This is a genomic window from Enterococcus sp. C57, from assembly GCF_040887305.1.
Classification (GTDB): Bacteria; Bacillota; Bacilli; order Lactobacillales; family Enterococcaceae; genus Enterococcus_B; species Enterococcus_B hirae.
Map to the genome: position 1 here is coordinate 28,917 of NZ_JBFOFP010000007.1, position 20,839 is coordinate 49,755.

Genomic DNA, 20,839 nt, shown 5'->3' on the forward strand with positions numbered 1-20,839 from the left:
GATAAAATCCGTTCCGGGCTACCTTTTTAGGTAGCCTACTTTAATCTTTATACCTTTCTGGATCAACGAAAGTATACTTTATATAGTCATAACGCCGATGACCGCTCCGTGCGTCTGACACATTCGTCACGATATCAAATATACATCTTTCTTCATGCTCGTTTTCGCAGCAGGGATTTTAAAGTAGTTTTTATTGGAATAATAGAGATTAATTAATAAGCTATCTTCTATTGCTAATGGTCAGAGCAGACGGCTCATAACCGTCCTGTCGTAGGTTCGAGTCCTACAGGGTATATAAGGATAGATAAATATACAAGGAGGTAAAGAAATGGCTATTACTGTGAACATTTATTATAGTGGTACAAATGGAAATGCGAAAAAATTTGCAAAAGAGATGGTTTCAACTGGAGTTGTAGAAGATATCCGTGCAGAAAAAGGCAATATTAAATATGAATACTTTTTTTCAATGAATGATGAGGACACAATTCTTCTAATTGATAGTTGGACAGATCAAGATGCACTAGACAAACATCATGAATCTCCGATGATGGCTCATATTACTAAACTTAGAGAAAAATATGATTTGCATATGAAAGTTGAAAGATATGTAACAGATATAAAAAATATTTCCGCAAAAGACTCCGCTTTTACAAGAAAATAAAGTTCTTATTTTATTTGATAGGATAGTTTTTCCTTTAGAGTGAGAAGAACACTTGTAGTAACAGTACTCTTAAGTTAATTTATCTATAACTAAACCATTTTTTATACACCTTCGGGTGTTTTTTTATTTCAAAAATATAGAATATATAATCTCTTAAATTGGTAAAATAAATGTGTTAGATGTTTTGGTCTATCCGAAAGAGTAGACTTTTTTATGTGAATTTAATAACTGTATCTAATTTTAAATTAATTAATACAATGTTTTAAAAATAATGTTTGTATGCAGTTACATCTGACTTTATCCGAATTAAGAAAAAGATTTATAAAAATAAAATAAAAAAATATATATTTAAATTGACTGATTGTGAAATCATTAACTATAATTGGTTCAGTTTGTGTTAAGGAGAATGGTGATATGAATAAGAAAATTGTAGTAAGTGGATTAATTATAGGTGGATTAGTGTTAGCAGGGATCGCAGGGAAAAACTTTGCCGATGACATTTTGTTATGGGGTGGAGAAGATAATATTGAACAAATCAATCATAATTTGGAGTCATTAGATAAAGCACTAGAGAATAAAGAGCAAAATATTAGTAGTTTAAATTCACGATTATCTTCAAATAATCAAGAACTTGAGCAAGTAAAGGCTAACGTTGAAGAATATAAACAAAAAGTGTTGACTTTGGAAAATGAGAAAAATCAATTAACTATAGATAAAACAAATTTAGAGAATCAATTATCAGGAAAAAATGCTGAATTGCAAGGTAAACAAAATGAAATCAATGCTAAAATTGATGAAATAAATCAAAAAATAGCTGAAATAAATCAATTAAACACTGATTGGAATAATCGTTTACAAACAGAACAAAATAAATTTAATGATGCTCAAAATACTGTTAATAGTTTAAATCAACAAATTAATCAATTGTCAAATGAAAAAAATACTATTAAAAACCAATTGCAAAGTACTCAACAAAAACTAGAAAAAGAGCAATCAGAAAACAGTAATTTGAATAATTATATTGAAAAACTGGAAAAAGCCAAAAGCGATGTAGAAGACACAGCAAACAGATCACAAGAAATCGTGACTGAACATACAGGAAAATAGATGCATTTTTTAGTTTAAATTTCTTTAACAAAATAGTATTTTGTTGCTAAATAATTTTTATTTGATTATTCTACAAAAATATCTCCTCTCAAAATGGAGGGGAAGTACATATTTATATTTTTGCTGAACGACAGGAAACGGGGAAAGGTCTTTTTTGTTTGTACTTCAAAAAGACTAAAACATATTAAAAAAGGTCTTCCACCTTTAAATAGATTTGAAATTTTACCAAATAAAGAGACTTCTAGAATTAAATCGCCATTTCGCATGCCAGTTCTGGTGGATTGTGATCGGTTATTTGTCTTAAGTGGTATCTCTATACCATTAACGTTACTTACAAATCGGAGGTATATATGTAGAGAATACCTAGAAAAAATTTTACAAATAAGGAAAAATAATATGAGATGTGAAATTGTGCCTTTAGAGATTAAATCAATGATTTCATTAAATCCTTTGCTAAATTTAAAACCGAAAGATTCAAATCTGACTTTGAGTAGCTAAAGACCTCAACCAATCATTCTTGGCTGAGTTTTTTTCGTTCTTATATTAGTTGTTCTAACTCCGGTTTCAATATGCATATAAAAAAGTAAAAATAATAGAAAAACTAGTGATAGTTTTGGTGATAGTGATATTAAAAACCAGAAAAGATGGAAAAAGCAGGAGATAGATAAAATACTGATATTTCGGCGTTTTCTAACGGTACAAAAGAGAAAAAAAGTAATAAATGTACACATGATACAAGAAAAACATGTTCGCACTTCTAGGCAAACCAGGCTTTGAAGACCTTGCCAAAGAATTGAACGAACGTCTTTAAGATAAGGAGTTTTAGGTAATTATTAAAAATAATTATCCAAAACAATTTGCCTTTAAAATGAAAAATGATACTCATTGAGGTATTTATAAAAAAGGATGGCTAATTATAGCCATCCTTTTTTGGTTTGTTGGCAGAGAAATATTTTGTCCAGAAAATTTTCGTTGTTGATTATTGATATAGTCATTGGACTTATCGAAGTTCGTTCAATACTTTCATATGACACTTGATCATATAGTTGAATAATAGAGAGATCTTTATGACTTATATCTTCATGCTTCATGCCAACTTTTTGGTTAGGCACTGCTTACAAATATCTACCATTATGGACAGTTAGGGGAGAGATGGGCACATTTGTCAATTCTGTGGGCAATAGTATTCACAGTTTTAATTTTTTAAATCAATCAAGCTTACTTTGCTCGGTTGGTCAGAGATTGTGAGCATACATCAAATGTGATTTTTATGTCGTCTGTAATGATTAAATCTTTGTTCAGATCTTTTCAATAGCTTTTATCCGTGCACGAATACTATCATTGACAAATATATCATTATTTTGATAAAATAATGATTGTTATTTAATAGCCGTTTGTTTTGATTTGTAATTAGCTGAAACATAGGTAAATCCAATTATAATAGTTTTACGACCAAATTTTAATAATGTGAATGGAGAAATGATATGGATCAAAAAGCGTTTATTGAATCGATTGATTCTACAATTAATAAATTAAAAAAAGATATTCAATCGTATAATAGAATCATTGGTATAGGTAATATTATAAAAATCGTATTATCTGCTGCTATTCCTATTTTAATTCACGAGGCATCTGATCATAAGTCTTTGTTATTAGTCGTTTCGATTGCTTCCGCAATCATAACGATTATTCAAAGTGGGATGTCTGCGTTTAATTATCAAAACAAAGTACAAACCGCAACACAGGTTCTAATGAAAATAGAAAACGAGAAGCTACTTTATGTAACAAAAACATCCCCATATGATAAAACGGATGAAGAAAATTTTCATTTGATTGTTTCGACACTTCAAACGGAGTTGAATGATATCATTTCTGACTTTAATCAAGTAAGCAATTAACCATATCATCCGTTTAAAGATAGAAAGGTACCAAAGAGATAGGAACAACAAGTAATCCTAGAACAGCATTTATATATAAATAAAAAATGAACCTAATTTTGCTGATTTAAAAAGGTATCCAAACCTACTAGCTGAGACAGATGGATACCTTTTTTCTTTTACAAAAAAGTTCTGATTTTTTTAGACGGGAGTTATATACTTCAAAACTAATTTTTATTTTTTACCAATAAATTCTTTCTTGATTTTTTTAAAATCAATCAGTATTTTCGTGGGACCGAGCACATGATATTCTTTGACGACCAATTGGTTTCTTTGATTATAATAGCCACTGATTACTAATTTCATTCCTTCATCTACTTCAGCAAGAAAGTTTAAACCATGACCAGCGATTAAACAGTTCGTATCATTCAAGCTAAATCTTATCAAGGGACGAGCCCCAATTTGTAGTATTTTTATTTTTGTTACTGTGCCATATTTCTTAATCATTGTGGACTCTCCCTTATGAGCGATTTCGAGGATGCCAATCCGTAAATATTCTTTAATAGCATTATACGAACAAACGTTCTTTTTGTAAAGGAGAAACGCAAAAAAATTTATGGTATTTAAGCTAATATCCGACTATTAATATCAGAGGAATGGCTGTAAAAATTTTCTGTTTTTTTGTATGACCATGCTTAAGTAAAGTTAGGAGAGACCGGACACCGGAAATGTTCACAATAAAAAATAAATTAGGGAGACAAATCTTACATTGTGCTTTGAAAATGGATAAACGGTGTTCAAGCATCAACTCCTTGAAATAAGCCTAAATTTTTCAAAATATGAGAAACTATTTCAAAAAATTTTTTCTTATTGTCATCGGAGCTCCCCGATGTTTTCACAACCTCTTGCTCTAAACGGTGTTCAAAGAGCTGACCTTCGGCGATAAGTCAAAAAATCTCAAAACATGAGGAGCTGTTTCGAGATTTTCATACTTAACGCTCAGGTCAAAACGCTCTTTTCACAACCTCTGATTCACGGTGTTCAAGCATCAACTCCTTGAAATAAGCCGGAGAGTCCAAAATAGTAGAGACTATTTTCGGATTCTCCGGCTTAGTTATCAGAGCTAGACACTGCTGTCACAGTTCATTTTATTATTTTAGATTAACCACGCTTACACAACGTATATCCACGTGCTTGGGCCTCTTGCAGCGAGATAGCTACGACAGAATTTGCATTGTTAAGTCCCGAACAGTTCGGATTTAAATGATATTTTGTACCATGATCTGGAGCAATATAAACCGTTTGTTCGTTGTTTTGTTGCGGTGTTTGTGCTGCTGCAACTTGATTGGCTTGTTCTTGTGCGGCCGCAGCTTGCCGTTGTCGTTCTGCTTCAGCTGCTTCATTGGCTTTGATCGTTGCATCTACTGTAGCTAGTCGAGCAGACAAGTGTTGATTGCCGTTTGGAATAGCCTGGATTAAAGTAGCTGCTGAGTTATAGTTTTCTCTAGTTGGATGAGCTTCAGCTTGTGATAGTGCTGTTGTTGCTTCATTTTCAGCTTGTTTTTGACGTTCTTCTTGTGCTTTACGCTCAGCTTCAATTTTCTGTTTTTCTTCTTCTTGTTTTTTGCGCTCAGCCTCAAGTTTTTGTTTTTCTTCTTCTTGTTTCTTACGCTCAGCTTCAAGTTTTTGTTTTTCTTTTTCTTTACGTTCAGCTTTTTGTTTCAGCTGCTCTTCACTAGAAGTACTTGATGTTCTTTTTGTTTCGATCTTTTTTTCAGATTGTGTGCTTGCTTTTGAACTATCGGAATGACTGGTAGGAGAGATAGACGCTCCGAAAATCATAAGAATAAATGCTGTTCCTATAATAATAAAGTTTCGTTTTTTATTCCCTTTTTTGAAAAATGATCGAATTAGTCCTACTAACCCCCAACAAATACCAATTAAACCTACTAACACTAAAAAAGTTCCCATTTTTTTCCTCCAAAAATAAAAATATTTTCCTTCCATGTAGGAATGAAAGGAATAAACCTCCTAATAAAAAAATATATCATTCTGTAATACTTGTCTAAAGATATACAAAGTTGTTTTTTATCTAAAAATTAAATTACAAAATAAAAAATGTGAATTTTTAATCACCTATTGATAAAAATAGATATATAAAGGAAATGATTTGCACAACAGCAGATTACGATAGTTACAAAGTGGAAAAGATCAGTCATTAAGTTAGTACAGTATAATTCTTGTTTTTAACGCTTAGAACCTGCTAAAAAAGCAATCAAACAAGTTAATAAGAATCCTTTAAGGTTAATATCAATGAAATGAATTTTTGCTATACTTATTAGAGGCTTATTGAATAAGGAGTTGAGTGAATTGGTTAAAAATAAATTATCAAATATGATTAGTATCAAGAAGAAAGGCGGAGGAAAGGTTAGGGTACATGGATAGAGTAAAGGAAATGCTTCAGTATGTTAGGCAAAAACAACTTTATTTTATTTGTGGTATCGCTCTAATTCTTACACTAATACGTCTTTATCTCTATTACAAAGCGACTTACAGCATCGATATGACAGCTAGCTATGATGACCAGCTTTTTATTCATTATGCCCGTAATTTAGTGGACGGGCAGTGGTTAGGAGAGTACAATGCTAAAACTTTATCAAAAGGTATTTCTTATAGCTTATTTTTAGCTTTTGCCAATAAAATTCAGCTACCATACTCGCTATTATTAGGTGGGTTTAATATTTTAGCTAGCGTGCTGATTACACTGAGTGTAAAGCCGATCGTTAAAAAGAATAGTATCTTGTTTTTTATCTATGTCTTTTTTTTATTTTCACCAATCGGTTTTACCCATGAATATTCGACACGTATTTATCGAAACGCCATTGTAATTCCATCTGTCGTAATTATCGTTGCTTGTTTATTAGCTATTTATTATCGTAAATATCGTGCAACAAAAACTATTTTACCTTGGTTTTTCTTGTTGTCTCTAATCTTTCCATTTTACTGGTATATTCGCGAAGATTCACTCTGGTTGTTGCCGTTTGTTCTGGCAGCCTTAATCATTAGTTTTGTTCAGATTTTATTAGGAGTGGATTTTAGACCAACGAAAACTGTTGAAAAGTTTCTTTCACAAATTACCTTTGATCGAAGAAAACTGATCAAGCTCAGTTTGTTTTTTCTTCCTATGATCAGCCTTATCGTGACAAACCAAATGATTAAGCATAAAAATGAAGAAGTCTATCATCTTGCAGTAGTCAATGATCGTACGAGCGGAGAGTTTGCTCAATTGATGAAGAACTTGATTCGAATAGATGATGGAACGAACATAAACAAAGAGAACAGTAGGATTTGGGTTTCTCATGAAGCGTTAAATAAAGCATTAGCTGTGTCACCTGCTTTTGCTAAAGAAGCTGCTAGAATCAAAGAATTATATACGACACATGCTTGGACTCAGGCAGGAAAAGTAAAGGAATTAAAGGGAGACATTATTTTTTGGGCACTGCGAGATGTGTTGAATGAGTCTGGCTACTATCAAAATAACGCAAAAGAAACCAATGAATTTTGGAAACAAGTCAATCAAGAGTTAAGGGCTGCTTATCGTAAGGGAGATTTGAAGAAGAAACGTGAAGTCTACTTAATGAGTACAGGAGATGGGAAGATTGCCGAGGATATTCCAGTACTCTTAGATTTTTTTAGGACAGCTTATAGTGACAATTTATTTTACAAAGATTTTCATCAAGGAGGGAATTACAGTTTTGGAACCCATGCGGATGTAGAAGCAGCGCAAAACTTTTTGCGGGTTCCTTTATTGAATAATTGGATTAATAGTGAAGATCCACAACCGCCGATTTTAGTTTTATCAAAAACAGCGAAAATCTCTAATATTATGATTGCGATTTATCAAAAGACAAGTGGTGTTGTTCTATGTTTAGCGATTTTAGGATTTTTATTTTTGATCTTAGGTTCAATCTATGCTAAAAAAGATCGTGGTTTTTATTGTTCTGCACTAGTCATTACTAGTGGTTTGATATTGACCCAGTTTTTATTTTTATTTGGGGTTTCATGGTTTTGTTCCTACTCGCCAGAGCAAAAAGATTATTTTCTAAGTGTGTATACGGGGGCAGGAGTACCAATCATGCAAATTGCGATAGTTCTAATCTTTCTGGGAATCAGCAAAATTTCATGGGGGAAAATAAAGCACAAACTCGAATTGAATAAATAATAAAAGACGTTTGCTAACTGTATTAGTTGCAAACGTCTTTATTCTTTTTTCGATCCCGAGTTGTTTTCGGTCATTAGAAATGATTCACTCCTTATTTGGATTCATTTAATGCACGGACAGCTTGTTCAATCGTGATACCAAATGCTACGTTGTTTTCATTTGTAGCATCAATTGCCATAAATTGATTGGATACAGTATCAAATGCAACTCGGTATTCAATATTTGTTTTAGTAAATGTCATGTAAGTCACCTCTTTTTTTATTAATGTAAATTGTGGTTGGAATTTTCTGTTAAATTTTCCTTCCTGTAATCAGTGTAGCACCCTTATTTTTTTTTCGCAATTAATTGCTATGTCAACAAGGGATTCTTAATTTTCTGTGAGTCCAATAAGCAATCCAATCAATAACAGGATAAATACAGTAGCTTGAATAACAATCATGAAATTCCCTCCTCACAGAATAGTTTAGATGCTTTTTCGGAGGTTTACACGAACAAAAGGCTAACAGTTTCAAACAAATCTGTCACTTATAAATTACAATTATATCTTGGTATTAGTTATGTGAGAAAAAGGGGAAACTAGATTGAAATCGTGTAATTCTAAGAAAAAATATAAAAAAATTCAATAAATCGTTTTCAAATCTTCTTTTTTTTGTTATTATAAATTAAAGATTAACAAAATAAAGGAGGGAATTGAGAAATGTTAAAATTAGAAATAGGCAAGTCATACATATGCAAACCGATTGGAGTGAACTATGAAGTGATTGGTTGCGTGGAACGTACATATACTAATACGGCTGTTATTTTTGTAGAAAGCTATGATCAGAGAGATCGGTTGGCTGTTTACGATAGTAAGTTTCGTCTACTAGTTAAACTGGACGAAATTTATACAGTAGCAGAATCTGCTTTGGTTTCATAAACACTTTTTTTGAGAAATATCGTAAACTTCTCTATAATTAGAGGAGAGAGAAGGGAGCGAAAAAACATGCAAAAAAGAAAGAGTTCAGGTAAAATGGGCATTATCTTAGCAGTTATTTCTGCTATTCCGGCAATCTTAGCAGTGGTTCGTGCGGTGAAAAGCGCGAGAGAAAGATAAAGTAATTGAAAAAGAACCCCATGGATTCAATCCATGGGGCTCTTTTTTTAACCAACACCTAAAACGAAATTCAATAATTTATCTGAATAGGTGATCTCTTCATCCATTGCTTTGATATTTTCATTTAAGATAGTCATTTGATCAGTAATGATCCCATCAACACCATAAAACATCATACGACTGATTCCATCTGAGTCGTTAACCGTCCAGACATACACTTTTTTACCATCTTGATGAGCTGAATCAATAAAATTCCGATTGATCGTACTATACTCCATCGTCAAAAAGTCAGCCGGAGTAACTGGTGGTCCAACAATATTGAATGGTAGGATGTAGCCTACATAAAAATTAGGATTGGCATTTTTCAGATCAGATACTGTCTGATACGTAAGACTTTGTAGAATATGCTGATGAGTTAAAATGTTTTCTTCATATTTTTTGACAAAGCGATCAACGATATCTTTAGAATCATTTTTTGAATTTTTGATTTCGATTAAAAGTTTTTGATTTAATTCATTGGCTCTCTTTAAATAAGTATCAAAGGAAACGACAGGTTCTTTCGCACCGTTTTCAGTTACTTTTAACTTTTCTAATTCTTTCAAGGTTAGATCTTGTGGTGCTTTATTTATCCCTGTTAATTTTTTTAAGTTAAAATCATGCATGACAACGAATTGACCATCTTTGGTTTCTTGTACATCCATCTCCACATAATCAGGATGGTAGGTACGACTTGTTTTTTCTAAAGCAGCTAAAGTATTTTGGGCACTGTTACCTCCACTGACACCACGATGAGAAATCGTTACAGGTTTCGTTTGAGAAGCAGAAGTCAAATAATCCATATTGTAGAGACAAACACCTACACCAAAAAATACAGCAAATAAAACTAAGCTTGTATTTTTAAGAACAGAAAAACGTTTGTTAGGAGATTCTAAACGAAACCAGTTAGGAGTCTCAGGAAGAAAACCTTCATCATCCATGAAATCAATAATAATGTAAAAAATTCCGACTGTTGACATAACGATGTTGAATAAAAGGATAGCTTGAAGAATCGTCATTGCAAAAACAGCGCTAATCAATGAATAATTAGGGAAAAATTGTTCTACAATTATTTGTGCGAGGAGCACAATTAAATAGCCGGCAAATGAAATGAGTAAAATACTACCACCAATAATGATGAACTGTCCAAGGATTGCAAAAAAACGTGATTTGGTTAAATACCAACTTTCTTTAACCGCTTGTTTAAATGGTCGATCACGTAGAATCATTTCTGGTAAGGCAAAAATGAGACGGATACCAATGTAAGCTAAAAAGATATAAAACAGAATGAAGCTACTAACCACGATCCAACGATTAGTAAAAATAAAATCCATGATAAAAGCTGGGATTTTAACTTTAGATAGTAAATCAGAATTAAAACTCAACCCACTAATCGGTAAAATAAGTACGAAATAAGCTAAGAAAAAAAGAAAAGTCAATGGGCGTATTTTTTTTAATTGACGAAACGTTGCTTGAAGTAACTGTTTCAACGAGATAGGTGTTTGTTTCTTAATAAAGTAAACACTCATCAATAAAAAAGTAAACTCAAAATAAACTAGGAGTAAGATAGTTAGTAAGACAGCAGTCAAAGACAATAAGACACCTGGGTGCTGTGAAAGGATCGTAGAGATATTATCACTAGATATATAATCAATGGCTCCTCGATTCAAGATGAATCTGGTCGTACTATTCAATAAGGGTAAACAAATAAATAAAATAAATAAATGCATAATCAAAACATCACGAAAATATGCTTGAGTTCCTTTAAGAAAGTCCCAAGCATTTCCTAAACTTCTTTTTAAATAAATTAACATTCAATCACCTACCATAAATATTATAACGTAAAAATAAAAATAAGTGGACAGATTGCGCAAATACTTAACGCAGTACGCCCACTTATAATAAACTATCCTAGTAATCCACTTAAGAAATGTCCACCATAAATCAAAGCCATGCTGTATAAGAAAATCGAGAGGGGTTTCGCCAATAAAATGATCCAAGTATATTTTTTTACAGAAATATTTGTTAGACCAGCCATTAAACAAAGCGCATCATCAGGGGCCACTGGTAGAAAAATTGCTAAAGCAAATAACTTTTCAAAGCGATTCTGGTTATCGAGCCAACCAACATACTTGTTATACGTCTTGTCACTGACCATAGATAAAATAAATGGTTTACCATACCGTCGACCAAGTAAAAAGATGATGATCGAACCGATACAAATCCCTACATAATTATAAATAAAACCAGCATAAGGTCCAAAAATTAATACACCGGCTGCTGTACTTATCCCTCCAGGAATGATTGGAATAACAACTTGCAGGATTTGGATTAAGATGAAAATGATAGGACCTAAGATAATTGAATCTCCAACTAATCCTCTTAAAGAATTTAAATCTTTAAATACACCCAAATTGATAAAATAAATCGTTAAGCCTATCGAAATTACTAATCCAATGATAGATATAAAATTGATCAATTTCCGTGATGCCGCAATGTTCAACGTCTATCAACTCCTTTGATACGTTTTCTTATATTACTAATGTACTTTATTAGTGACTCTTTGTGCCACTATTTTAAATGACAGTTATCAAACAATTTTGTAAGTTGTAATAAGTATAATTTAAAAACGATTCAAAAACATCCAACTAGAGATGTATTTGAAGTATTATTTTTGTGCCTGTAGTTTTAGGGAAAATATCCTCTATTAAATGAAAAATCGGCGTTCAAGTATTAAATCTTTAAAATAAGCTGAGGAAACTAAAAGAAGAAGTTTTTGCTTTACCTCTTATGCGTTTCTAGCTTACTTACGTGGATAGAATACTCTGAACGCCATAACTATATGAAAGCTAAAGGGAATATCTCAGGGGAGTGAAAATCAGTGTCTCATTTTGTCTTTTCACTAAGCCTGTTAAATCAAAGGATTCGTCTAAATACTTTTATATTTAAGATGGGAAGTTCGTACATGAGTTCCACATCATCAATCAGACTTCCAAGTAATCGGAAATCTGATTGATCCAGAAAAACATTTCCAAGCTCTTGGTAATATAGATCCATAGTAGGATTTCTTGGTTCATTGAGCATTTCCGCTAACTCATGCAAATCAGAAGGAGGAGAATAACAAGTTCCTTGAATTTCAATATATAATCCTTCGGGTGTTGATTCTAGCCCAATCCTTATTTCAGTGATCTCGTGAGAATAAAGATAGGTTAAAAATTCACTAATGATTCTTTTTGATAATTCTTTTTCCAATGTCATCCTTTTCCTTTCTGCCAACAGTCAGGCTGTCTAAGATCGGTACAAGAAAACCTGCAACGAATCCAGTTGAGAATCCACTATTATATAGGCTTAATCCGCCATGTAATGCACTGACGTTATGGACTAAGACAATATGCAAAAATCCAGCTAAAATACCAAAAATACTACCATAAAAACCACTAATGGGAGCAAGTGCAGTACCAAATATCGCTGCTACGATCATTGTTGTTTGAGAGGCATCATGGATAGTAGCCAGATATGAAGCAAGATAAATCCCTATAAGTATGGGGAAACTGTTCTTTAGATGACAACCAAAGGCACTGAATCCAACTGAAGATAGGATTGCACCAATAATCGGGCCGTTGAATTCACCACCAATAAGAAGAACATAGATGGAAAGCATTAGCCCTACTAACCCCATGTTTAGTAAGGTGGCACCGATACTTGAGATCGCCATAAAATCAGTAGTTACTTTTCCTGAAGTTTGAAAAATGTCATGTAAACCAGTGAGCTTCCATGAATTAATAAAAAGACCAAATAGCGTAGTTAAACTAAAAAAAAGAAAAATGACTAATGTAAGTTCTTGATGGTAGCCTGTTGAAACGAACGATTGAACTTCAATTGAAAAATCAAATAACCGAAGGATACCAGCCACGACCATGGCGATCAATCCAGAAGTAAAACCAATATTATACAAATTGAATCCACGATGAAAAATAAGGGTATGCGATGCCAAAGGAGGGAGTAAAAAACCAACGAGTACACCAGTCAGATTACCAAATAAAATACCTAATCCCAATGGTAAGTTCATACCGAAAGTGATATAACTAACTACAGGTGACAAGGCACTAGCAAATAAGCCAACCATAATATACTGTGAAAAAGGTTTATGTACAAAATGTGCATAGAGATAGACACCCAAAATAATGGAAAGAGAGTTATACAGATTTTTTCCAAAAAAAGAAAAGCCTGTGACGGTTAATACAGAAGCAAAGATTAGTCCATTTAGATAGACTTTATGATGATAGCAAAGAAGTACGGACAACAAAGTCAGGACACCAACATTGATAAATGCGCTTCCAAAACCACCTATTGCCAAATAATCGGTCATCAGATTACTAGGAGAAGTAAGGATATTGCTGAGCCCCTCAATAGTTTCAACCGGATGTCCAGAAACAAGCCCGATTATTAGAAAAAACAAGCCAGTAAATGTTAAATAAAAATACTTATTTTTTTGAGATGGCTTTTTTTTGATGGGGTGAATATAAATAACGTCGTTTTTATTAACCATTACATACCTTCTTTGTCGTTTTCTTTAACTATAACGTGAAAGAAATCTTTTGGTCAACTAACAGTTACAGAAAAATCAATTTTTGTAAGGGGAAACAGTATTTTTGTTTATTCTTAAATAATATTGTATCATTGTTAAAAATAAATAAGAAAAAAACTTAAAATATAACGTTTTGAGTAAATTATTTGCCAAAAACTGTGTATATCGGTTACAATAAAACAACATATACTGCAGTAAGAAGTGGGGGAGTTTTAATGAGAAGAAAAGTCTATACTAAAGATCAAATTCTAAAAGCTGCTTATGATGTTGTTGCAAAGGAAGGTTTTAAAGGGTTTACTGCGAGAAATATTGCTAAAAAAATGGGTATATCCACACAACCTATTTATTTAGAGTTCAAAAACATGGAGGATCTAAAAAATACTTTATTAGACTCAATTTTTGAACAACTCAAAGAAAATGTTTTTCCAGTTGAACGTACTGGAGATAAAATTATTGACCTAGGATTAAACTATATCTACTTTGCAAAAAAACATCATAGTCTTTACATGGCATTATATATCGACGAACATGGCGATGGACAAAAAATGCATGATTTTTCTTATAACTATTTCCGTGAAATCGTCAAACAAGATCATCGATACAACCAGTTGTCAGATGAATACGTTGATGCATTACACACTGGAACCTGGGTTGCAGTTACTGGAATCGCATCTTTAATGTCTTCAAACATCATGCACCCAACTGAAGAACAAATTATTTCGTTCATCAAGCGAACGATTGATTCTATTCTTTCTTTAGAAAATCCTGAAACAATTAGTTAGATCTACTTATGAAGTGTGATAACACAAGGTTCATTCCAATACTCTTTCTTACTTCACATTGGGCACTATTTAAGAAGGAGCAGAAAATGATTCTTGTGTTTTTTTGTCTTCTCATAAAATAAATATGCCGGTTTTTGATTTCTATCGGGAAATAGGCTTGACTTTTTACTAAAAAAAGTTTAAAAATAATAGGTATGGAAGGTTGGCAGAGTGGTAATGCACCGGACTCGAAATCCGGCGAGCCGCAGAAATGTGGTGCACGGGTTCAAGTCCCGTACCTTCCTTTATACCAACAGTTAGACACGATTTAGGTCGTGTCTTTTTTGTTGTGTTTTTTAATCTGAATTATTTTTCGATTCCCCCGAAAGACTATTCTGATGGTGCGACATTAAACCCACACTTTACTCAAAAAATAAATCAATAGTGTTTAAGTAGCAGCTTCTTGGAATAAGCTTGAATTTTTCAAACATGGAAAGATGTTTAAAAAATTCTTTCTTGTTGTCATTGGAGCTACCCGAAGTTTTCATAACCTCTTTTTGTATTCCGAATTTCCGTCAGATGCCTATCGATAGTTATTGTAACTTTTGTCTCTTCATGAACGATATCATTTAGAATGGAGAATTTATGAATGTTTCAAAAATTATGCGGTGTTATTTGTTTGGAGTACTTATTTTTCTTGTAAAGTTTTATTAACAAGTAATGAATACTTTTTTAGCCGAATATGGTTGATCAAACGCTTTGGAAAACCAATGAATGAAACCTGTTAATCGTTATGTTTATTTTTGATAAAGTGACCAGTTTGTTCATTATTTAAAAATAAAAGGATGAAAAAAATATAGGAAACAGATGCCTCTGTGTTATAATTGCTGGGATAAATTATAAAAAGGAGTTTAATAATGTACTGGAATAAAAAAAGAATTAATAAAGAATTATTTTTTTTGCTTTTAGTTATTTGGCTTGGTTTTTTATTTTTCAATCTATATATGCCATCATTTAGAGCAGACGATTTAGTTTACTCAAATAGATTAGACCAACTAGGGTATTTAGGAGCTTCGATCGAACATTATAAAACTTGGAGTTCGAGAATTATCATAGAGCTGTTTATGATGTTTTTTTCTAAACATTTTCTGCTGTGGAAATTTGTCAATTCAATCATCATGTTGGGCACGGTTCTGATGATTTGTAAGTATGTTTTTGAAAAATTGGATGGTAAGAACGTGTTGCTAGTTACATCTGTCTACTGCTTAGTCCCACTTACCGTGATGGGGGAAACAGGCTGGGAGTCGACAACTTTGAATTATCAATGGTCCGTTTCATTTTGCTTATTCGCTTTTTTCCCATTCTTCCAACGCTTAAAAGGAAGAGCTATCACTCCTAGTATTTATTGGTTTAGTTTGCCTTTCCTGATATTTGCTGCTAACCAAGAACAAGTGAATGCGTGCTTTTTTACTTTAACGGCCATTATAACTGGCTATTTATTATATAAAAGAGCATATCATCGCTTATTGATTCTCCCATTGCTCATAAGTTTTATTGAGTTACTATTTTCGTTGACAACACCGGGGAATGCCATCAGGACATCTCAAGAAATTAGTAAGTGGTTTCCTCAATATGATCAATTTGGCTTTATCACTAAATTAGATTTGGGTATTTCTTCTTTTGGAAAGCCTTTTTTTCTAGATACAAATGTATTGTTCTTAATTTTGTTCTTATTTGTTTTTTTACTTTCTTATAACAAGTGCAAAAATTATTATGGCCGCTTATTATCTGCTATACCTTTTTTCTTGAATCTGATTATCTACCTAGGGAATACGATGGGTGAAAGTTTTATACACATACGTGGCAATAGTCGTGCACAAATATGGGATAGCAGTCACTTAACAAAGCTATTTACCGATACTGGAACGAATCTGTCACTTACTCGTCCTGGATCATGGCTAGCGACTTTACTTGTTTTAGGTTTATTGGCTTGTTTGCTCCTAGGGATTTACTTAAGTTTTGAAAATAAAAAAACAGCATCTTTTCTTATGTTGTTAATGATGATGGGCGCTTGTTCAAGAATAATTATGGGATTTTCTCCTACGATCTGGGCTTCAGGAATGAGAACTTATTATATTTTATATATTGTTGTAGGAATTTTAGTGTTAATGCTGGTAAAAGAATTGTTGAAAACCTGGAATCCGCAAAAAGCAGAACTCGTACAATTTAGTTTGACTATGCTGGGGATTGGGACCATTGTTTTGACCATCATAAATAGATGAAAATAAAAAAAGACTCAAGTTGTAGGAAATCCAACAGTTAGATCACTAACTATTGAGATCGTTACAACTTGAGTTTTTTTATTTCTCGCTTTGATAGTTTTTTGGATTAATTTTTTCAGTCTCTCTGATAATATACACTGGACGTTGTTTGGTTTCTAAAAAGATTTTTCCAATGTATTTGCCAATTATTCCAAGACACAATAATTGGATACCTCCGATAAACAAGAAAATAGAGACCATGGAAGGCCAACCAGCTGTAGGATCACCATACAACAGGGCACGTAAAATAATAAATAAAATAGCAAGACCTGAACCAATACATGATAATGCCCCCACGAATGAAGCAATTGTTAATGGTGCATCTGAAAAGTTGACGATTCCATCAATAGAGTAATTAAATAATTTCCAAAAAGACCAAGAGGTTTCACCAGCTACTCGTTCACGGTTTTCAAAGGAAATATACTTGGTTTTAAAACCAACCCAACTGAACAAGCCTTTCGAAAAGCGGTTGTATTCAGTTAATTCCAAGATAGCATCAACCATTTGGCGAGTCATTAAACGGAAATCTCTCGCTCCGTCAACCATTTCAGTATCACTGATTTTATTGATTAGCTGATAAAATTTCTTAGCAAAAAAACTACGGATCGGTGGTTCACCGTCACGAGTCGAACGACGAGTACCGACGCAATCAATATCAGATTGCATAATTGTTTCAATCATTTCTGGTAATAGATCAGGTGGATCTTGTAGATCAACATCCATTACAGAGACAAGGTCGCCAGTAGAAGCTTGTAAACCAGCATATAAAGCAGCTTCTTTCCCAAAATTTCGAGAAAAGGAAATAAAGCGTACATATTCATGGTCATTAGCTAATGCTTTGATTGCTTGTAATGTATTATCTCTTGAACCATCATCAATAAACAAATATTCAAATTCATGTATTCCCTTAAATTTTTCGACCTCGTTAAAAAAAAGAGGAACTGTTTTTTCTTCGTTATAGCATGGAACCACAATTGATACTTTCATAACATTACCCTTTCCAATAAAGATCCTTCATAATAATAACATGAATGAATCAAAAAAAATATAGTTTTAGAGATAAGTAAACGAACAAAGTCTTCTCAGCTATGTTCGAAGAAATAGAAATGAAAATATAAACCAGATACTAGACGAGATGAGGTCAGATCTAGTTAGGTTTATTTGAAAGTGGAAAATATATTCTTGTTTTTAAACGAGATTGTTCCAACGGAATTTCTTTCACGACAAGAAGGTTTAAGAGTAAAATCAAACAAGTCTTATTGGAAATCGCTCGTAACTTAATTAGAGCGGATTATTTAGTAAGGACTATCTTTTGATTGGTTAAATGATAGAGATGATTAAATAATAATGAATATTTTTCAAGTCTTTGCTAAACAAAATAGCTTCCTTAGTCAAAACATGTTAAATTAATTAATAGGACTACTTTTTTTATAGTAGAACTCAAAAATATTCACTGTTATTTCATGTGACGAAACTGTAAGAGAGCTATTATTTCAAGATTTAATAGCCTCTATGATAAGATGCTTATGGACGAAACAAAGTAATAGTAATTATTATCTAGGATGTGAAAAATAAAATGTGTGGAATTGTAGGATTTATTAACGACAAAGACAATAAAAAAGCAATCATAAACGACATGATGGATCGAATCGTTCATCGGGGACCGAATAGTTCGGGTGATTATATTGACCAGCATGTTGCTTTAGGATTTAGAAGATTAAGTATTATCGACTTAGAGGCTGGAAAACAACCTATCTATAATGAAGATCGGACAAAAGTCATCATTTTTAATGGGGAAATCTATAATTACCAACCTCTTAGAGAAGAGCTGATTGCAGCTGGACATATTTTTCAAACACATGCGGATACAGAAGTATTGTTGCATGGTTATGAAGAATGGGGAACTGATCTATTACAAAAGGTTCGGGGTATGTTTGCCTTTGCAATCTGGGACAATAAACGCAATGAATTATTTGGTGCTCGGGATCATTTTGGAATCAAACCATATTATTATGCGGAAATGAACGGCACATTTATGTTCGGATCAGAAATCAAAAGCTTTTTACCACATCCAGATTTTCATAAAGAATTGAATAAAGAAGCCTTGAAACCTTATATGACATTTCAATATTCACCATTAAATGGAGAAACCTTTTTTAAAGGGGTTCACCGTTTGCCAGAAGGTCATTATTTCACTTACAAAGATAATAAGTTAGCGATTCATCAATATTGGGATGCTAATTTTGAAGAAAAACAAAACTATTCACGGAAAGAATGGATCGATAAGATTGATGAAACAGTTGAAGCATCGATTAAAGCACATACGATCAGCGATGTAGAAGTTGGCTCATTCTTATCTAGTGGGGTAGATTCAAGCTATGTGACTTCTGTATTAAAACCTGATCATTCTTTTTCAATTGGGTTTGATGATAAAACATATAATGAAGCTATTGAAGCTAGAAAGTTAACAGAACTTTTGGACTTAGATAATACAGCAGCTGTCATCGATGGAGATATGTCATTTAAAGCTTTTCCTTTGATTCAATACCATTTAGATGAGCCAGATTCGAATCCTTCATGTGTCCCACTTTATTTCTTAGCAAACTTGGCTTCGCAAAGTGTTCGAGTTGTCCAATCAGGTGAAGGGGCAGATGAACTATTTGCGGGATACCAAACTTATGGGTTCCATACGAATTCAAAAGTTATTCGTGTCATTGCTCAAGGGTTGAAGAAACTACCAAAAGGAACACGTTATAACTTGGGACGAAAAATTGGCAAGATGAAAAACTTCCACGGTAGAATCCATTTATATGAATCTTTAGCTCCTGCGAAAGAATATTTTATTGGTCATGCCCGAGTGTTTGAAGAAAACGAAGCGTCAGATATTTTAACACAAGAATACCAAAAGGCTCCTTCCGTTCAGGAGATTATGGCAGTCCATTATGCTAAAACTGAAAAAATCGAAGATGAAGTGAACAAAATGCAATACGTTGACCTTCATCAATGGATGCCAAAAGATATTTTATTAAAAGCGGATAAATTATCAATGGCCAGCTCACTTGAAGTACGCGTACCGTTACTTGACATCGAAGTGATGAGGTTGGCAGAACAGATCCCAAGTAAGTATCTGTTAAATCAAAATAATACCAAAGATATTTTCCGACAAGCAGCAAATAAACATTTGCCAGAAGAATGGTCTAACCGTGTAAAACTTGGTTTCCCAGTACCAATCAAAGCTTGGTTGAAAGAAGACCATGGTTATCAACAAGTCAAAGAATTATTTGAGGCTGATTTTGCCAAAGAATTCTTTGATCAAGAAAAAATTATGAAGTTGTTAAATGACCATCATGAAGGGCGTCATGAAGAACAACGAAAAATTTGGACGATTTTCAGCTTTTTAACTTGGTATAAAGTTTTCTTCGTTGACGAAGAAATCCCTAAGGCTGAAGCAATCGATTATGTAACAGTCTAAAAAGTAATCAGTTAGCGAAGCAAAAGAACATCCCGCTTCGAGCGGATTGATTTTATTCCTTTTTAACAGTGAACAACTCCTCCTTTATTGTGGAGGAGTTGTTTTTTATTAATAGTTTATTTCTCTTTCTTTCGTTCCGTCTTTTTTGTAGATAATTAATGATGTGTTTTTGTTTTGAGCAATTTCTTTCCCTTTTTCAATCGCTTTTTCTTTCGTATCAAAATGATTACTTGCTTTTTTAGCTCCTTCTGATTGGACCATCCACTTATCTTCTTCAAATTTTACGATCACTTTGGCTGTCAATAATTTAGAAGCTCTTGGATTTGTGTCATGAGAATCATGCTTTGTTGGATTTTTTTCTTGAGAAAACTCTTTTTTTTCAGTAGAAGTAGCATCTTCTGACCATTCTTTGGCTTGTTTGATAGCAATCGGAATAGCACGATCATCAGGATAGCCTTCTGCAAGCAAGGCGTTACCGATATCGATTGCTTTCTTTCGTGTTAACTCTTCTAAATTTTTCATTGCAGGCGGATAATCTTTCATATTCCAAGGCATAAAATCTTCCTCCTCAAAAATTATTTATATTTCAAGTGTAAGCGCAATAGTTGGAAAAGGAAAAGATTTTGTTTAGCAAGTAGTTATTTAGATCACTTTCGTCAAGTAGTTTTACTTAACAAATTTTGTAAAAAGGCTAGCAATCT

17 protein-coding genes, 1 tRNA gene and 1 pseudogene are annotated in these 20,839 nt (G+C 32.9%); 9 read left to right on the plus strand and 10 right to left on the minus strand.

All coding sequences use genetic code 11. The features are described 5' to 3' along the window. Positions 1–40: 40 nt before the first annotated feature. A pseudogene (locus tag AB5M32_RS09450) lies at positions 41–237 on the minus strand (DUF5960 family protein); the annotation flags it as partial. A 91-nt stretch (positions 238–328) separates the two neighbouring features. On the opposite strand from AB5M32_RS09450, the gene AB5M32_RS09455 reads away from it, so the two are divergent. From AB5M32_RS09455 to AB5M32_RS09465, 3 genes are all read left to right on the plus strand, one after another. Then, positions 329–661, plus strand: coding sequence for a putative quinol monooxygenase (locus AB5M32_RS09455; protein ID WP_161651480.1), 333 nt, complete (start codon positions 329–331; stop codon positions 659–661). 414 nt (positions 662–1,075) lie between these two features. Continuing rightward, positions 1,076–1,768 carry a DNA-directed RNA polymerase subunit omega gene (locus AB5M32_RS09460; RefSeq protein WP_081123338.1) on the plus strand — a complete coding sequence of 231 codons (693 nt, stop codon included), beginning with the start codon at positions 1,076–1,078 and terminating at the stop codon, positions 1,766–1,768. A gap of 1,484 nt (positions 1,769–3,252) precedes the next feature. Continuing rightward, a complete protein-coding gene (locus AB5M32_RS09465; protein WP_010718761.1) occupies positions 3,253–3,666 on the plus strand; it encodes a DUF4231 domain-containing protein in 414 nt (137 codons plus the stop codon). 213 nt (positions 3,667–3,879) lie between these two features. Here the strand turns inward: AB5M32_RS09465 and AB5M32_RS09470 are convergent, their stop codons facing one another. Continuing rightward, positions 3,880–4,152, minus strand: a complete 273-nt coding sequence (locus AB5M32_RS09470) for a hypothetical protein (RefSeq protein WP_010737819.1) — start codon at positions 4,150–4,152, stop codon at positions 3,880–3,882. A 654-nt stretch (positions 4,153–4,806) separates the two neighbouring features. After that, positions 4,807–5,616: a hypothetical protein gene (locus AB5M32_RS09475; protein WP_161651805.1), complete on the minus strand. Its 810-nt coding sequence runs from the start codon at positions 5,614–5,616 to the stop codon at positions 4,807–4,809. Between the two features lie 466 nt (positions 5,617–6,082). On the opposite strand from AB5M32_RS09475, the gene AB5M32_RS09480 reads away from it, so the two are divergent. Beyond that, complete coding sequence (locus AB5M32_RS09480) at positions 6,083–7,867, plus strand: glucosyltransferase (protein WP_178285978.1); 1,785 nt, start codon at positions 6,083–6,085, stop codon at positions 7,865–7,867. Positions 7,868–7,958: 91 nt separating this feature from the next. Here AB5M32_RS09480 and AB5M32_RS09485 read toward each other — a convergent pair whose 3' ends face one another. After that, positions 7,959–8,108 (minus strand): hypothetical protein, encoded by a 150-nt coding sequence (locus AB5M32_RS09485; protein WP_010718765.1) that lies wholly within the window; start codon positions 8,106–8,108, stop codon positions 7,959–7,961. Between the two features lie 456 nt (positions 8,109–8,564). On the opposite strand from AB5M32_RS09485, the gene AB5M32_RS09490 reads away from it, so the two are divergent. Beyond that, the gene (locus AB5M32_RS09490) at positions 8,565–8,783 is read left to right on the plus strand and encodes a hypothetical protein (protein WP_010737815.1); all 219 of its coding nucleotides are present in this window, start codon (positions 8,565–8,567) and stop codon (positions 8,781–8,783) included. 224 nt (positions 8,784–9,007) lie between these two features. Here the strand turns inward: AB5M32_RS09490 and AB5M32_RS09495 are convergent, their stop codons facing one another. The 4 genes from AB5M32_RS09495 to AB5M32_RS09510 all read right to left on the minus strand — a co-directional run bounded on the left by AB5M32_RS09495 (position 9,008) and on the right by AB5M32_RS09510 (position 13,545). Beyond that, positions 9,008–10,810 (minus strand): glycerophosphoryl diester phosphodiesterase membrane domain-containing protein, encoded by a 1,803-nt coding sequence (locus AB5M32_RS09495; protein ID WP_034698405.1) that lies wholly within the window; start codon positions 10,808–10,810, stop codon positions 9,008–9,010. A 92-nt stretch (positions 10,811–10,902) separates the two neighbouring features. Further along, entirely contained in the window at positions 10,903–11,499 is a 597-nt protein-coding gene (locus AB5M32_RS09500) for a TVP38/TMEM64 family protein (RefSeq protein ID WP_010737813.1), read from the minus strand. A gap of 413 nt (positions 11,500–11,912) precedes the next feature. Further along, entirely contained in the window at positions 11,913–12,248 is a 336-nt protein-coding gene (locus tag AB5M32_RS09505; protein WP_025480148.1) for a hypothetical protein, read from the minus strand. Then, entirely contained in the window at positions 12,217–13,545 is a 1,329-nt protein-coding gene (locus AB5M32_RS09510; protein WP_178285980.1) for a DUF1576 domain-containing protein, read from the minus strand. Before AB5M32_RS09510 ends, AB5M32_RS09505 begins: the two co-directional genes overlap by 32 nt. A 254-nt stretch (positions 13,546–13,799) precedes the next feature. Here AB5M32_RS09510 and AB5M32_RS09515 point away from each other — a divergent pair, with 254 nt between their 5' ends. The 3 genes from AB5M32_RS09515 to AB5M32_RS09525 all read left to right on the plus strand — a co-directional run bounded on the left by AB5M32_RS09515 (position 13,800) and on the right by AB5M32_RS09525 (position 16,627). After that, a complete protein-coding gene (locus tag AB5M32_RS09515) occupies positions 13,800–14,366 on the plus strand; it encodes a TetR/AcrR family transcriptional regulator (RefSeq protein ID WP_010737811.1) in 567 nt (188 codons plus the stop codon). Between the two features lie 196 nt (positions 14,367–14,562). Beyond that, positions 14,563–14,650: transfer RNA gene (locus AB5M32_RS09520), tRNA-Ser, on the plus strand. 612 nt (positions 14,651–15,262) lie between these two features. Further along, positions 15,263–16,627 carry a DUF6056 family protein gene (locus tag AB5M32_RS09525; RefSeq protein WP_178286036.1) on the plus strand — a complete coding sequence of 455 codons (1,365 nt, stop codon included), beginning with the start codon at positions 15,263–15,265 and terminating at the stop codon, positions 16,625–16,627. Between the two features lie 78 nt (positions 16,628–16,705). Here AB5M32_RS09525 and AB5M32_RS09530 read toward each other — a convergent pair whose 3' ends face one another. Beyond that, positions 16,706–17,653, minus strand: coding sequence for a glycosyltransferase family 2 protein (locus AB5M32_RS09530; protein WP_010718832.1), 948 nt, complete (start codon positions 17,651–17,653; stop codon positions 16,706–16,708). 589 nt (positions 17,654–18,242) lie between these two features. Between AB5M32_RS09530 and asnB the strand changes: the two genes are divergently transcribed. Further along, positions 18,243–20,138, plus strand: a complete 1,896-nt coding sequence (asnB, locus tag AB5M32_RS09535; protein ID WP_368024425.1) for an asparagine synthase (glutamine-hydrolyzing) — start codon at positions 18,243–18,245, stop codon at positions 20,136–20,138. Positions 20,139–20,246: 108 nt separating this feature from the next. On the opposite strand, the gene AB5M32_RS09540 is transcribed toward asnB, so the two are convergent. Beyond that, complete coding sequence (locus tag AB5M32_RS09540) at positions 20,247–20,693, minus strand: DUF2188 domain-containing protein (protein WP_010718834.1); 447 nt, start codon at positions 20,691–20,693, stop codon at positions 20,247–20,249. Positions 20,694–20,839: the final 146 nt, after the last annotated feature.

Excerpts from the sequence above, each read along its gene's own strand:
- AB5M32_RS09455 (WP_161651480.1), top strand. The coding sequence starts at position 329 with ATGGCTATTACTGTGAACATTTATTATAGTGGTACAAATGGAAATGCG.
- AB5M32_RS09460 (WP_081123338.1), top strand. The coding sequence starts at position 1,076 with ATGAATAAGAAAATTGTAGTAAGTGGATTAATTATAGGTGGATTAGTG.
- AB5M32_RS09465 (WP_010718761.1), top strand. The coding sequence starts at position 3,253 with ATGGATCAAAAAGCGTTTATTGAATCGATTGATTCTACAATTAATAAA.
- AB5M32_RS09470 (WP_010737819.1), bottom strand. The coding sequence starts at position 4,152 with ATGATTAAGAAATATGGCACAGTAACAAAAATAAAAATACTACAAATT.
- AB5M32_RS09475 (WP_161651805.1), bottom strand. The coding sequence starts at position 5,616 with ATGGGAACTTTTTTAGTGTTAGTAGGTTTAATTGGTATTTGTTGGGGG.
- AB5M32_RS09480 (WP_178285978.1), top strand. The coding sequence starts at position 6,083 with ATGGATAGAGTAAAGGAAATGCTTCAGTATGTTAGGCAAAAACAACTT.
- AB5M32_RS09485 (WP_010718765.1), bottom strand. The coding sequence starts at position 8,108 with ATGACATTTACTAAAACAAATATTGAATACCGAGTTGCATTTGATACT.
- AB5M32_RS09490 (WP_010737815.1), top strand. The coding sequence starts at position 8,565 with ATGTTAAAATTAGAAATAGGCAAGTCATACATATGCAAACCGATTGGA.
- AB5M32_RS09495 (WP_034698405.1), bottom strand. The coding sequence starts at position 10,810 with ATGTTAATTTATTTAAAAAGAAGTTTAGGAAATGCTTGGGACTTTCTT.
- AB5M32_RS09510 (WP_178285980.1), bottom strand. The coding sequence starts at position 13,545 with ATGGTTAATAAAAACGACGTTATTTATATTCACCCCATCAAAAAAAAG.
- AB5M32_RS09515 (WP_010737811.1), top strand. The coding sequence starts at position 13,800 with ATGAGAAGAAAAGTCTATACTAAAGATCAAATTCTAAAAGCTGCTTAT.
- AB5M32_RS09525 (WP_178286036.1), top strand. The coding sequence starts at position 15,263 with ATGTACTGGAATAAAAAAAGAATTAATAAAGAATTATTTTTTTTGCTT.
- AB5M32_RS09530 (WP_010718832.1), bottom strand. The coding sequence starts at position 17,653 with ATGAAAGTATCAATTGTGGTTCCATGCTATAACGAAGAAAAAACAGTT.
- asnB (WP_368024425.1), top strand. The coding sequence starts at position 18,243 with ATGTGTGGAATTGTAGGATTTATTAACGACAAAGACAATAAAAAAGCA.
- AB5M32_RS09540 (WP_010718834.1), bottom strand. The coding sequence starts at position 20,693 with ATGCCTTGGAATATGAAAGATTATCCGCCTGCAATGAAAAATTTAGAA.